This is a genomic window from Bradyrhizobium sp. MI1.3 (genome assembly GCF_055811695.1).
In genome coordinates this window covers 3,752-17,881 of sequence record NZ_JBVVPQ010000042.1, presented here as the reverse complement: position 1 = coordinate 17,881, position 14,130 = coordinate 3,752, and the positions used below count along the sequence as shown (strand labels likewise).

The 14,130-nt window shown below is 65.7% G+C and carries 9 protein-coding genes; 2 read left to right on the top strand and 7 right to left on the bottom strand.

What is annotated here, in order from left to right:
- Nucleotides 1-8: 8 nt before the first annotated feature.
- From AC0L3A_RS26405 to AC0L3A_RS26395, 3 genes are all read right to left on the bottom strand, one after another.
- Nucleotides 9-2,594 (bottom strand): EAL domain-containing protein, encoded by a 2,586-nt coding sequence (locus AC0L3A_RS26405; RefSeq protein WP_007600932.1) that lies wholly within the window; start codon nucleotides 2,592-2,594, stop codon nucleotides 9-11.
- 142 nt (nucleotides 2,595-2,736) lie between these two features.
- The gene (locus AC0L3A_RS26400) at nucleotides 2,737-4,029 is read right to left on the bottom strand and encodes an MFS transporter (RefSeq protein WP_088941181.1); all 1,293 of its coding nucleotides are present in this window, start codon (nucleotides 4,027-4,029) and stop codon (nucleotides 2,737-2,739) included.
- A gap of 265 nt (nucleotides 4,030-4,294) precedes the next feature.
- Nucleotides 4,295-6,685, bottom strand: coding sequence for a bifunctional diguanylate cyclase/phosphodiesterase (locus AC0L3A_RS26395; RefSeq protein WP_473255439.1), 2,391 nt, complete (start codon nucleotides 6,683-6,685; stop codon nucleotides 4,295-4,297).
- Between the two features lie 315 nt (nucleotides 6,686-7,000).
- On the opposite strand from AC0L3A_RS26395, the gene AC0L3A_RS26390 reads away from it, so the two are divergent.
- Complete coding sequence (locus AC0L3A_RS26390) at nucleotides 7,001-8,167, top strand: ABC transporter substrate-binding protein (RefSeq protein WP_035994256.1); 1,167 nt, start codon at nucleotides 7,001-7,003, stop codon at nucleotides 8,165-8,167.
- 6 nt (nucleotides 8,168-8,173) lie between these two features.
- Here the strand turns inward: AC0L3A_RS26390 and AC0L3A_RS26385 are convergent, their stop codons facing one another.
- The 4 genes from AC0L3A_RS26385 to AC0L3A_RS26370 all read right to left on the bottom strand — a co-directional run bounded on the left by AC0L3A_RS26385 (nucleotide 8,174) and on the right by AC0L3A_RS26370 (nucleotide 12,507).
- The gene (locus AC0L3A_RS26385; RefSeq protein WP_007600926.1) at nucleotides 8,174-9,151 is read right to left on the bottom strand and encodes a hydroxyacid dehydrogenase; all 978 of its coding nucleotides are present in this window, start codon (nucleotides 9,149-9,151) and stop codon (nucleotides 8,174-8,176) included.
- A 12-nt stretch (nucleotides 9,152-9,163) separates the two neighbouring features.
- A complete protein-coding gene (locus AC0L3A_RS26380; protein WP_007600924.1) occupies nucleotides 9,164-11,041 on the bottom strand; it encodes a TRAP transporter large permease in 1,878 nt (625 codons plus the stop codon).
- Nucleotides 11,042-11,048: 7 nt separating this feature from the next.
- Entirely contained in the window at nucleotides 11,049-12,080 is a 1,032-nt protein-coding gene (locus tag AC0L3A_RS26375) for a TRAP transporter substrate-binding protein (RefSeq protein WP_007600923.1), read from the bottom strand.
- Between the two features lie 142 nt (nucleotides 12,081-12,222).
- A complete protein-coding gene (locus AC0L3A_RS26370) occupies nucleotides 12,223-12,507 on the bottom strand; it encodes a hypothetical protein (protein WP_157158653.1) in 285 nt (94 codons plus the stop codon).
- Between AC0L3A_RS26370 and AC0L3A_RS26365 the strand changes: the two genes are divergently transcribed.
- Nucleotides 12,506-13,993: a caspase family protein gene (locus AC0L3A_RS26365; RefSeq protein ID WP_007600921.1), complete on the top strand. Its 1,488-nt coding sequence runs from the start codon at nucleotides 12,506-12,508 to the stop codon at nucleotides 13,991-13,993. The genes AC0L3A_RS26370 and AC0L3A_RS26365 overlap by 2 nt on opposite strands.
- Nucleotides 13,994-14,130: the final 137 nt, after the last annotated feature.

The window sequence follows — 14,130 nt, the reverse complement described above, 5'->3', positions numbered from 1 at the left end:
TAGACGCCCTACGCCGACCGCTTCACCGCAGTCGCGCCGGCCGGTGCAATGTCGAGACGAGCCAACATCGCCTGCGCCTGCTCGGCGCAGTGCTCGATCAGCCAGCGCTCGAAGGCAACAGGCGCGAGCGCGGGTGCGTAAAGAAAACCCTGCACGACGTCGCAGCCAAGTTCGGCCAGCACCTTGCGCTGCGCCTCGGTCTCGACCCCTTCGCCGACGACGGTCATGCCGAGGCCCTGCCCGACGCGCACCACGGCGGTGGCGATCGCGAGCGCGCCGGCGTCACGCTCGATGTCGCGCATGAAGCTGCGGTCGATCTTGAGCTCGCGGATCGGCAGATGGGCGAGCCGGCTGAGGCTGGAATAGCCGGTGCCGAAATCGTCCACGGAAAGCCCGACGCCGAGCTCCCGGATCGCATTCATCGTCTCGAGCGCGGCGACGCTGTCCTGCATGAACGCGCCCTCGGTGATCTCGAGCATCAGCGCATCCGCCGGCAGATCGTATTCGGCGAGGATGTCCTTGAGCCGCGCGGCCAGCGTGACGCTGCGGAAATTGATCGGCGACAGGTTCACCGACACGGATGGAATGCCGAGCCCGGCGCGGCGCCAACTCGCCATCTGCCGGCAGGCCTCGCGCACCGACCACAGGCCGATCTGCTCGATCAGGCCGCACTCTTCGGCGAGCGGGATGAATTTTGCCGGCGAGACGTCGCCGAGCTCGGCATCGTGCCAGCGCGCCAGCGCCTCGACGCCATGGATCGCGCCGTCGCAGCTGCGGATCTGCGGCTGATACCTGAGGGTCAGCGCCCCCTCGGCGATGGCGCGGCGCAGCGCCGCAATCAAGGCCAGCCGCTGCTCGGTGAGCCCGTTCATCTCGGCGCTGAACAGGCGATGGGTCGAACGTCCCGCCTGCTTGGCCATGTACATGGCCGCGTCCGCCTGTTGCATCAGGGTGTCGATGTCGGTCGCATGATCGGGATAGAGGCTGACGCCGATGCTCGCCGACATCTGCAGCTGCCTGGAGCCGAGCCGCAGCGGCGCCGCTAGCGCTTCGGTAATTCCGGCCGCGACGCGCTCGGCACCCTCGGCGTTGCGCCGCGGCAGCAGGATGACGAACTCGTCGCCGCCGAGCCGCCCCAGCATGTCCTCGGGTCCGATCTGCTCGCGCAGGCGCTGCGCCAGCTGGATCAGGAGCTCGTCGCCGGCGGCATGACCGAGCGTGTCGTTGACGTCCTTGAAATGATCGACGTCGAGGAAGGCCAGCGCGACGTGGCTGCCGGTCGGGCAGGCATCGATGGCGGTGGTGATCAGGCGTCGCAATTGTGCGCGGTTCGGCAGACCAGTGAGGATGTCGTGATAGGCGAGCCGCGCGATCTCGGCGCGCGCTTCCTTGCGCTCGATCGCGAAGGCGCCGAGATTGACGCAGGCATCGACGATGCGGCGGTGCCAATTGCTCGGCGCGCGCGGCTCCCGGTAGTAGAAAGCGAAGGTGGCGATGACCCGTCCGTCCTTGGCCTTGACCGGCGTCGACCAGCATGCGCGCAGGCCAATCGCGAGCGGCATCGCCTTGTAGGGCTGCCAGCGCGGGTCGGTCTCCAGATCGGTCGCCAGCACCGGCTCGCCGTAGAAGGCCGCGGTTCCGCACGAGCCGACATTGGGACCAATGGCAATGCCCTCCAGTGCGCGGGAATAGTCCTCGGGCAGGCTTGGGCCGCCGAGCGGATGGATCAGGCCCGCGGCATCGACGTGAAGCAGCGAACAGACGACGTCGGGCGCGATCTGCTCGACACGGCGGCACAGCCGGTCTGCAATCTCGCCGATCGGAACCTCATCAGCGAGCGCGCCCATGATGAGCTGCTGGAGCGAGTGCAGCTGCTTGGTCTCCGTGATGTCCTCGAGCAGCGCGAAGATGTGCTTGACCTGGCCCTTCCTGTCGCGGAAGGCATCGATGCGGGCACAGACCCAGATCTCCTCGCCATCCTTGTCATAGGCGAGCATCTCGACCTCGCCGCGGTGGCCGCCATCCATCAGGCGCTTGACGAGCTTCGCAACGGCCTTGCGATCGGTGTGGCGGCCGGCGATCAGGCCCCGGGCACGGCGGCCTTCGGCTTCCTCGCTGGTGTAGCCGAACAGCGTCGTGAAGGCGGAATTGACGTAGACGATGTTCTGGTCGGTGTCGGTGATGAGCACCGCGCGGTTGGTCTGGTCGGAGACGGCGTGGAGAAGCCCGATCCTGACGCGGCGCTCGGCATCCGCGGTAACGTCACGCGCGAACACGATGCGATGGGTCACGCCGCCACTTGCAATGGATGAAAGCGAGATGGCCGCCCGGATGCGGCTGCCGTCGTGTCGCACCAGGCTGATCTCGTCACGGAATTCCGCACACGGTTCGGCCTGGAGGCATTTGAGGCTGAGAAGTCCGGCGTCGCGGCCGAGCACCTCAGCCCGTGCGAGTTTCCAGATCCGCTCTGCACCGGCATTGAAATGCGTGATGCGATACGCGCTGTCGACGATGACGATGCCCTCTTCGGCGCGTTCGAGCGCGGCCAACAGCACTTCCGGAGTTTCTGTCATGGGACAATCGGAGGCAGACATCGTTGGACCCGGAGGCATCGGGAAGATATGGCAACCGAGGCTAGCGCCGCGATGGTGTCCAAGACGTTTTTGCAGTCCCGTCGCAACGCGACATGCTTAACATTCCGCAAAAGACGCGAAGGTAATCCGGTGCGTACGGAACCTATTCGGCGCCGGTCCCAGCCTGAAGCTTGCCGGCGACGGCGCGCACCTTGCGCGGCGCGGCTTGCCAGATCGAGAGCGCCGACAATCCGCTCACAATGATGGCAACGCCAAAGGCGAGCGTGTAGTCGCCGACCCGATCGTAAAGCAAGCCGGTGACCCAGGGACCGGCGGCGCCGCCGGCCAATGCTGCCAGCATGATGGTGCCGAAGATGCTGCCTTGGTGCTTGCCCTGAAAAATCTCGAACACCACTGCGCCCATGATCGAGGTCAGGCCGTAGCCGAGCGCGCCTTGCGTGAACACCATGAGATAGACCAGCCACAATGACGGTTGGAATTTCAGAGCCATCAGCGCTGCGAAAGAGATCGCAAAACCCGCGCAGCTGATTGCCCATACCCATTCCCGCCCGATCCGGTCGGAGACATGGCCGAGCAGGATCTGGCCGGGAATGCCGAGCAGGCTGACGATGCCGAGCGCCCACACCGCGACACCCGGGCTGAAGCCGATGTCGAGCAGGAATTTGGTCTGGTGCACCTGCACCGCGTACCAGATGTACAGGCCGCAGAAATAGCCGAGCGCGATCCACCAGAACCGCGCCGTGGCGACCGCTTTCCGGAGTGTCCATTCGGTCCGGGCCCAGACGGGATCGACGATGTTGGAGACGGGTTTTGCGGCGCCTGCGGCCGGCGCGGCATCGCCGTCAGGCCGCAGGCCGATATCCTCGGGGCGCCTGTGCAGGAACAGATTGATCGGCGCCAGCACGATCAGAATCATCAGGCCCATCGCCGTGCAGGCCGTGCGCCAGCCGGTCTGTTCGATCAAGTGCTGCACCCAGGGCAGCAGCGTCACCGAGCCGATGCCGACCCCGGCGAAGGCAATGCCGATGGCGAGGCCGCGTGTGCGGATGAACCAGTTCGGCAGGAACAGCGACTGGCCGGAATAGCCGAGACACACCGAGCCGGCGCCAACCATGACGCCGATGGTGACGTAGAGATGCCATGGCTGGCTGGTGAGCGGCGCGAGCAGCAGCCCGCCACCCATCAGAACCACGCCGAGCTCCATCACCGCGCGCGGGCCGGCGCGGTCCATCAGCCGGCCGATCAGCGGGCTGACCATGCCCGACACCACGAAGCCGAAGGAAAAGGCGCCCGCGGTGACGCCGCGCTCCCAGCCGAACTCGGAGATGATGGGAGGAAAGAACAGCGAGAAGGCGGTGCGCGCGTTGACGCCGATGGCCATGGTGACGAAAGTCACCGCGACCACGACCCAGCCGTAGAAGAACGGAAGCCGCATTGTGTGTTTCATCCCTGGACGGTCCTTCCGACCATCCGGGACTGCCCGGGTCAAGCGCTTTTCGCGCATGCCCGTTGAGTAAGGTGATCGCGCTGGAAGAAGTACTGGCAAGCACCTCGCCTGCGGCCATCCTTCGAGACGCCCGCTTCGCGGGCTCCTCAGGATGAGGACAGAGTGTTTGGCGACAATTCAACAGGCCCCGATGCCACCTAGCCTCATCCTGAGGAGACCGCGAAGCGGTCGTCTCGAAGGACGAGGCGGGCGCTCAGGCGGCGTCGAGTTGGGATGGTTTGACGGGCACGTCGAACATGATCCGTTCGATCGGGTGCGGGCGGCCGAACAGATAGCCTTGCGCGAAATTGACGCCGAGCGCCTTCAGCCGCTCGTACTCCTCGCGGGTCTCGACGCCTTCGGCGGTGACCGACATGTCCAGCCCGCGCGCCAGCGTCACGATCGAGGAGATGATGGCGGAGCTGCGCGGCTGATGCGTGAGGTTGCGGATGAACGACTTGTCGATCTTGATCTTGTCGAACGGGAACGCGGTCAGGTAGCTCAGCGACGAATAGCCGGTGCCGAAATCGTCGAGTGCGAGCGCGATGCCGATGCTCTTCAGCCGCTCCATGAAGGCGTGGTTCTCGACGCCGCGTTCCAGCAGAACGGATTCCGTGATCTCAATCTCCAGCCGCCGGGGCGGCAACCCGGAATCGGCGAGCGCCGCGCTGATCATCTCGAACAGCTCGGCCTCCTTGAACTGGATCGGCGACAGGTTGACTGCAACCGCAAGGTCGGACGGCCAGCCGGCCGCGTCAGCGCAGGCGCGTCGCAGCACGAACTCGCCGAGCGGCACGATCAGCCCGGTCTCCTCCGCAAGCGGGATGAACTGGTCCGGCGCAATCAAGCCGCGCGTCGGATGCCTCCAGCGCACCAACGCCTCGAAGCCGCGCCGCGCGCCGCTGAGGGCGTCGACGAACGGCTGGTAGTGCACCTCGAGCTGACACCGCGCAATGGCGTCGCGCAGATCGCCTTCCAGCGTGCTGCGCGCCTCGAGCTCGGCCGACATCGCCTTGTCGTAGATGGTGAAGCAGTTGCGGCCCGACGATTTCGAGCGGTAGAGCGCCAGGTCGGCCTTCTTCAGCAGCTGCTCCTGATCGCTGCCGTGATCGGGCGCGATCGCAATGCCGATGCTGGTGCCGATCTCGACGCGGTGTCCGGGAAGAAGGAACGGCTCGGCCACAAGCTTGGCGATCCGCCCCGCCAGTTCGGTCGAGCAGACGCGCTGATCCTCGCAAGCTTCCTGGATGATGGCGAATTCGTCGCCACCAAGCCGGGCCAGCACGTCGCTGGCGCGCAGCGCGGATTTCAGCCGTTGTGCGACCTGACGCAGCAGCGCATCGCCGGCACCGTGACCGAGCGAGTCGTTGACGTTCTTGAAGCGGTCGAGGTCGAGCATCAGGATCGAGAAGGTCCGACCGCCGTCCTTCAAACGACCATTGAGCTCGTCGAGCCGGGCCAGGAAGAAAGCGCGGTTCGGCAATCCGGTCAGGATGTCGGTCTGGGCGAGTTCGAGCACCCGCCGGTTCGCCAGCGACAACCGCTGCGAATTGCGGCTTGCGAGCATGAGATAGGTCGAAAGCGACAGCGTCAGCAGCATGCCGACGATCAGCACCGCGCCCGCGCGATCGTAAGTCGTCTCCAACGGACCGCCGGCAGTCGGCACCGCCCGCACCTGCCAGTCGGTGTCGCCGATCTTGAGATTGCCCGACCAGTGCAGGGCCCGCGCGACGTCCCGCATCGACTGCGGCGCCGTGGCGGCCGACGAATAATCCGGCAGCATCTCCTCCAGGCCGACGATCTGCCACGCAAACGGCGGATAGACGTTGACGCTGACCGCGGGGCTTGCGCCGGTGGTCACGCGAATGGACTGGATCAGCAGCGGCAGGTCGAAGACGCCGACGACGAAGCCGGCGAGATTGCGGCGTCGGTCCACGACCGTGTCGCGCGACGTTCCCTTGGCGTAGACGGGAATGGCGACGAGAACGTCGGGCAACCGGCCGCCCGCCCTCGGCTCGAAGAGGCGGGTGCGAATGGCCGAGACCCGGTCGGTGTCGCGCGCGCGCTCGAGGAGCGCGCGGCGCTCCGGAACGGTCGCGTAGTCCATGCCGTAGACCGGAGACGTCTTCGGCTGGGTCGAGTAGAGCACCGAAAAATATTCGTCGCTCTGCGGCGCGGTCGCGAACCCATCGCCCTGGAGCGACTTGATGCGATAGCCGGAGACACCGTCCATGATCGCCGCGGCCTCGTATTCGGCGCGCTCCTTGCGGTTCACGCGCGGCACCCAGGAGATGCGCAGCATGCCGGGATGGCGCTCGAACAGGCGGGTGCTGAAGGTCTCGAATTCGCTGCGGGTGATCTCCTGGTTGGTCGATTCGAACAGGGTGCGTAGCGCGACGAGCCTGGAGATGTACTCGCCCATGCCGTTCTGCATGACGATCACTTCAGTCTCGGCCGCGTTCTCGAACTCGATCTTGTTGACGCGGCCTTCCCATCGCGCCACCGCGGCCGCGGCCACGACCGAAAACAGAAGACCTACACCGACCGCAACGAGCGCAGGGCGATAGAGCCCGAGCAGCGGCGCGGCACGCCACCATCCGGTCATTCGCCTCCGATCCTGATCGTTCTGATCCCGACCGTCCATTCAGAAACCGCCGTCCCCTCTCCCGGTCAACCGAACCTCTGGTTGAGCCGCCGGAGCCACTATCGGAACAGGACCGCGGTTAAGAACTGCACAATTTCAGGCGCCGGCTGTTCCGCATGACCCGCCTTAGTTAATGAAATGCAGGACGATGCGGACTTTGACGAAGCAAGTTGCCGGTTTTCCCCGGAGTAGTACGGAGCCATCGATACATCGCCGATTCATCCTGCGGCGATAGCTTTCCCGAAGCTACTCACCGCACCGGCAAGACTTTTCCTGATGTATCGATCTCGATCTGCGACGTCCATCGTCATGACCGTCGTCCTCCTGGCAGCAATCATGCTGCCGGCGAAAGCCGACGAGATCGGCGTCAGCGAGGATGCGATCCTGTTCGGCCAGGCCGCAGCACTCGAGGGTCCCTCCTCCGCACTCGGACAGCGGATGCGGCAGGGCATCGTCGCAGCCTTCACCGAAATCAACGCCAAGGGCGGCGTCCACGGCCGCAAGCTCCAGCTCATCAGCCGCGACGACGGCTACGACCCCGACCGCTCGGTAGCGCAGACGCTGCAGCTGATCGAGGACGACAAGGTGTTTGCGCTGATCGGTGCGGTGGGCACACCGACCGCGGTGGCGACGATACCGATCACCAGCGCCAGGAACGTGCCCTTCATCGGTCCGTTCAGCGGTGCCGAGTTCTTACGCGACCTCGAGCTCGCCAACGTGGTCAACATCCGTGCGAGCTATGGCGCCGAGGCCGAGGCATGGGTCAAGCACCTCACGGAGGATCGCCATTTCACCCGCATCGCCATTTTCTACCAGGACGATTCCTTCGGGCGCGACGGTCTTTCCGGCGTGAAGGCCGCGCTTGCCAGGCGCGGCCTCGAGCTCGCCGCCGAAGGCACCTTCGAGCGCAACACCCGCGCCGTCGCTTCGGCCTGGCGCACGATCAAGCGCGTCGAACCCGAGGCGATCGTCATGGTCGGGACCTACGGTCCCTGCGCCGAGTTCATCAAGCTCGCGCACCGCAGCGGCGCCAATCCGACCTTCGTCAACATCTCTTTCGTCGGCGCCGTTGCGCTCGCCCGGGAGCTCGGCCCCGAGGGCGAAGGCGTCGTCGTCACGCAGGTCGTGCCGTTTCCCTGGGACCGCTCGCTCAAGCTCGTCGCCGACTATCAGGCCGCGCAAACCGCGTTCGACCCGACGCTGACGCCGAATTTCGTGTCGCTCGAAGGCTACATCGCCGGCCGTCTCGCGGCCGCGGCGCTGGAACAGGCCGGACCGCAACCGACCCGCGCGAGCCTGCTGCGCGCGATCAACGATGTCGGCCGCTTCGACATCAGCGGCAGCACCGTCACCGTCGGCATGCGCATGATCGACGCGCCACCAAAGGTGTTTTTAACGGTGATCCAGAAGGACGGGACGTTCAAAGCCGTGGACCGGCTGTAGAGCGGATCACGGCCGCCGCGTCCAGCGCTCGGCGTTGACGGCGCCTTGTGGGGCCTCGCCTTTGACGATCGCCTCGACCTGGCGCACGGTTTCCAGCGACTGATATTCGATCGCCTGCGGCGTCAGGCCGCCGACATGCGGCGTGGCGATGACGTTGGGATACTTCGCAAGCTCCGGATTTGGCATCTGGTCAGGCGCGCGGCCGACATCCATCGCGGCACCCGCGATACGATATTCAAGCAGCGCCTTCGCCAGCGCCGCTTCGTCGACGAGATTGCCGCGGGAGAGATTGACGAAGACCGCATGCTTCTGCATGCGCGCCAGCGCCGCCTCGCCGATCAGGTTTTCGGTCTGTTCGTTGGCGATGGCAAGGCAGACGACATAGTCGGACGCGGCGAGGAGCTCGTCGAGGCCGACCTGCCGGATGGCGCTGTCGCTCACGGTGGCAAACGGATCTGCGACCAGCACCTCCATGCGCATCACCTTGGCGATGTCGGCGAGGTAACGCCCGATGCTGCCATAGCCGATGATGCCGATCTTGCTGCCGGCCAGCTGACGGCCCATCCGGGCTTCCGGCCTGCGACCGGCGTGATAATCGGCCGTCGCTCGGGACACGCCGCGGGAGAGATCGACCATGAAGCCAACCGCGAGCTCGGCAACGGCTTGCACGAAGCCGGGCCCGGCGCGGGTCACGAGCACGCCGGCGTTCGAGGCGGCCTCGATATCGACATTGCGAATGTCGACGGCGCAGCGGACGAAGGCGCGCAGGCGCGGCAGTTGCGCAAAGATCTCGCCGCGGCCCTCGGTCATGCGGTCGGCCACGATGATGTCGACATCTTTGGCAGCGCGCACGAGGCTGGCTGAGACCAGCGTCTCATCGCTCTCGTGCAGCACCACCTCGGCGGCCGCGCGCAAACCGTTCAGGCTGCGATTGCCGTAGTAATTGCGGCGCATCTCCGGCGTGTGGGCCAGCAGGACTTTCACGGCAAGACTCCTTCAGTAGCCGAACGCGCGCGGCAATGCCGTGCTGAGCCATGGCACGAACGCGATCACGAGCAGGCAAAGGAACAACAGGCCAAGATAGCCCATGATCGGCTTCACCGTCTGCTCGATCGGCACGTTGCCGATCAGGCAAGCGCCGTAGAGCCCGAGCCCGAGCGGCGGCGCGAACAGGCCGATGCCCATCGCGATCACGAGCACGACGCCGAAATGCAGGGGATCGATACCGAGCTGCACGGCCACCGGCAGCAGCAGCGGCCCGAAGATGATCAGCGCGGCCGCGCCCTCCAGCACCGAGCCCATCACGATCAGCACGGCGATCGCGAGCAGGATGAACAGCCAGGTGCCCGAGGTCTTGGACAGTCCCAGCATGAAATCGCCGACCGCATGCGGCACCTGCTGCAAGGTCAGCGTGAACGCCAGCGATTGCGCCGCCGCGACGATGAACAGCACGAGCCCCGCGCGCGTTGCGCCCTGGACGAAGCTGTGCGCAGCCGATGTGAAGCTGAGCTCGCGGAACACCACGCTGCCGACGACGAGCGCATAGGCCACCGCGAAGGCGGATATCTCGGTCGCGGTGGCAAAGCCGCTCTTGAAGCCGAAGAAGATCATGAAGATCAGGCCGAACGAGGCGATCGCGCCGCTCCACAGGCCCGACACCGGCATCTGCGGCGCGATGTCCTCGGCATCAGCCGCAGTCTCAGCCGGAGTCTCAGTCGGCGTCTTGCCGAAGATGATGGAGACGGCGATCAAGGCCAGCGCCATCAGCGCGGCCGGCAACAGCCCTGCGACGAACAGGCCGCCGATCGACAAATTCGCGACGAAACCCAGGATGATCAAATTGATGCAGGGCGGAATGGTCTCCGCCATCACCGCGGAGGCCGCGAGCAGCGCCACGGCACCGCCCGGATTCTGCTTGGAGCGGCGCGCGGCCGGAATCAGCACGGAGCCAACCGCGGCGACATCGGCCATCTTCGAGCCGGAGATGCCGGAGAACAGCACCATCGAGGCCACCATCACGACGTTGAGGCCGCCGCGCATGCGCCCGACCCCACGCTGCAACAGCTCGATCAGCCGCACCGACATGCCGTTGGCTTCCATGAGGTAGCCGACGAGAATGAAGAACGGAATCGCGAGCAGCACGAAATTATCGATGCCGCGCGCCATCTGCTGCGCGAAGATGACGCCGGGCAGTGCGCCCTCGACCCAGATGAAGATCAGCGCGGCCAGCGCTAGCGCAAAGCCGATCGGCAACCCGCCGACCAACGTCGCGAAGAAACCGATCAGCATCAGCGTGCCCGCCGAGGGCACCGTGGCGGGCGACAGATAATCCCAGGCGAGATAGAGGCCGGTCACGATGGCAACCGCGACGAGGCCTCTGACGATGTCGGGGAGCGGCCTGGCGCAGAGCTGGTCGATCGCAAACACCGTCATGAACAGCGCGCCGGCGCCCATCGGGTAGAAGGTCAGCTCCAGCGGCAGGCCCGACCCGGTGGTCTGGCCCGCCGTCAGCGAGCCGAGCTTGATGGAATTGTAGGCGACGTAGCCCGAAATCAGCACCACGAGCAGCGCACTCGCGGCGTCGACCAGCGCGCGCAGCCGTACCGGAGCCAGGTCGCGGAAGAAGGAGACGCCGACATTCTCGCCGCGCGCGAGCGCACTCGCCGCGCCGAAGAAGGCCGAGCCGACCATCAGGCCGCGCGCGACGTCGTCGGACCACTCCACCGGCGCGTTGAAGCAGAAGCGCAGCAGCACGGAACCGCAGACGACGACGAGATCCGCAGCCAGCAAAATGGCCGCGATCGCGTCGCTGAGGCGAAGCAGCAGGGCGATGCTCCCGTGGCGGCCGCCCGAGAGAGGTACGGCAGCTGTCATTGCCACGTCAGGCCTGCGTGGCGCGAATGATGTCGATGACGGCCTTGGATTCCGGCCGCGCCTTGATGAAGTTCTCGATTTGCGGCGCGACGCGCTTCTTGAACGCCTCGCGGTCGCATTCGGCCACCGTCACGCCCTTTTCGGTCAAGGCCGACAGCGCCTCCTTCTCGACCGCGAGCCCATGGGTCCGCGTGTCCGCCGCGGCCTTCTTCGCGGCATCGAGGAAACCGTCGCGCAGCTTCGGATCCATGCGATTGTAGGTCGTGTCGCTGAAATAGATCGCGAGCGGCGAGAAATTGTGCTGCGTCAGTGAATAGAATTTCGCCGTTTCGAAGAACTTGCTGGCCAGGATGGTCGGCGGATCGTGCTCCAGCCCGTCCAGCACGCCGGCCTGCAATGCCGTGTAGATTTCGCCGAACGCCAGCGGCGTCGCGGCGGCCCCCATCAGGCGCAGGCATTCCGTGATGACGGGATTTGGCAGGGTGCGGATCTTGAGACCGGCGAGATCTTCCGGCGTCTTCACCGGCTTCCTCGCAAGTACGCTGCGCGAGCCGAAATTATAGGCCCAGGCGATGATGCGGATGTTGCTGCCCTTGAGCAGCGCGTCCTCGATCGGCTTGGCCGCGCCGGCGTCGAACGCCTTGGTCTGCTGCGGAAAGCTCGAGAACAGAAAACCGAGGTCGTAGGTGCCGACCAGCGGCACCAGATTGGCCGAGATCGAAGAGCCCGACACCATGAGGTCGATGACGCCGAGCTTCACCGAGTTGATAACGTCGATTTCCTGACCCAATTGGTTGTCGGGAAAGAACGCGACGTCGATCTGCTCACCGAGGCCGTTCGCCTTCAGGTTCTTCACGAGATTGTCGTAATAGACACGGCCGTTGGCGAATTTGGGATCGTTCGGCAGCGAGGAGGAGCATTTCAGCTTCAGCGTCGCGGCTTCGGCGCGGCCGATGAGTGCGGGGGAGAACACGAGGCCGGCGGCAAGTCCCGTCGACGACTTGATGAACGCGCGACGGTTCACGGGCACGATGGACATGGTGCGGTCTCTCCCCAATTATTATTTTTCGCGCCACGGTCGTTGCCGCAGCCCGTTGCGCGGACTGTATGGCCAAAGCGGCGGTGCAGGCAAGACTTGCGGCCGACCGCTGCAAAGCGGCGGATCGCGAAGATCGACGGCATCATCGCGCGCCGAAACAGTCATATTTTGCAGGATTTTCGATCAGATCGGCATGGGGGCCGATGCGCGAGAAGATGCTTTCGCGCAGCGTTGGGATCAATCCAATTGGCGCATGGATCAATGCGCAATTCACATGGATGGTGCCAGAACGATGCTGCACCAGCTCTGGCAGACCTTCTGCCCCATTTTGCCGCAGCTCAACGTGATCCAGTGCACAGACAGACGCATGGCGGCCACCTAGAAAAGGTGACATCATCGTGCGCATTGCCGATGGAGGTGACACCATGCGCCGTCCAGTTCTTCGCAATTTGTTTCTTGCATCCGGTCTTCTCGCGCTCACGCAATTGACGACGCCCACGGAGGCGGCGGCCGAAGCGCGGCTCGCGCTCGTGATCGGTCAATCGGCCTATCGCACCGTCCCGGAACTGCCCAACGCAGCCAACGATGCCAAGGGCATGACGGAGCTGCTCGGCAACGCCGGCTTCACCGTCACGACGGCATCCAATCTGGCGCAGAACGACATGCGTGAGGCGATCTCGGATTTCGCCGGCAAGGTCAGCGCCAGCGGCGCCGACACCGTCGCGCTGGTGTTCTATGCCGGCCACGGCCTCCAGATCGACGGCGAGAACTATCTCGTTCCCGTCGATCTCGATCCCAAGCGCGAAGCCGACATCCCGCTGCAGGGTGTGCGGCTCAACGATTTGCTCAACACGCTCGGCGCGCTGCCGACACGAGCCCGCATCTTCATGCTCGATGCCTGCCGCAACAATCCGTTCCCGGCGCTCAGCGGCGCCGGACACGGGCTCGCAATCGTCGACACCAAGGCCGGCGCGCCGGGCTCCTTCATTTCCTATTCGACTTCGCCCGGCTCCGAAGCCGAGGACGGCAGCGGCATCGACAGCCCCTACACCACCGCGGCGCTGACCGTCGCCAAGCAGCCCAATCTGCCGATCGAGGAAGTGTTCAAGCGCATTCGCGTCGCCGTGGCGCAATCGACCGACGGACGCCAGATCCCCTGGGAAAGCTCGTCGCTGACGACCGACTTCAAGTTCTTCGGCGGCGACAGCAGCGGCAGTCAAACTGCGCTTCCTGGCGCATCCTCCATGGCACTTGCCAGCGGCACGCGCAGCCTAGAGGATTGGCGCAAGGATTTGCAGGGCAAGCCGGCCATGGTCGCCTATGAGATGGTGATCACCGACGACACCGTGCCGGCGTATCAGGCCTATATCGAGTTGTATGCTCAGGACACCCGTACGCCGCGGCTGCGCACGATTGTGGAGCGCCGGCGCCAGATGCTGGCGTGGGAGCGCGCCACCGCGATCAACACCCGCGCCTCGTTCGAGGCTTATCTGGCGAACTGGGACAACAGCGACCTCGCTGCGACCGCACGCAGGCTGCTGCTTCGCGTGCAGAACCGCAACTACGTCTTGCCTGCTGTGGTCGCGGCCGCTCCTGCCCCGGTCGCCGTCGCGATGGCGCCAACCTGCCCGTGCTCGACGCCTTCGACACCGGCAACGCCGGTCAACCCGACGATCGCGCCTGTGATCAAGAAGCGCGTCGACGACACGCCGCCGAAGCGCAAGGTGGTCGACACGCCGCCCAGGCAGCGCCGGCCGCCGCCTGATGAAGTGATCTACGAGCGCGCGCCGCCGCCGGATCGCGGCCCGCCGCCCGGCGCCATCATGCAAGGCATTGGCATCGGTGTCGGGATCGGCATGGGTATGGGCGGCGGACGCGGCGGCGATTATCACAACGACCGCGGCCGGTACTGAGCCCACTCGCGAGATACGGAGGACAGATCTGTCCTCCGTCAATTGGCGGCCCCCCGGGGCGGGGGGGGGGGGGGGGGGGTGTGGGAGGGGGGGGGGGGGGGGGGGGGGGGGGGGGGGGGGGGGGGGGGGGGGGGGGG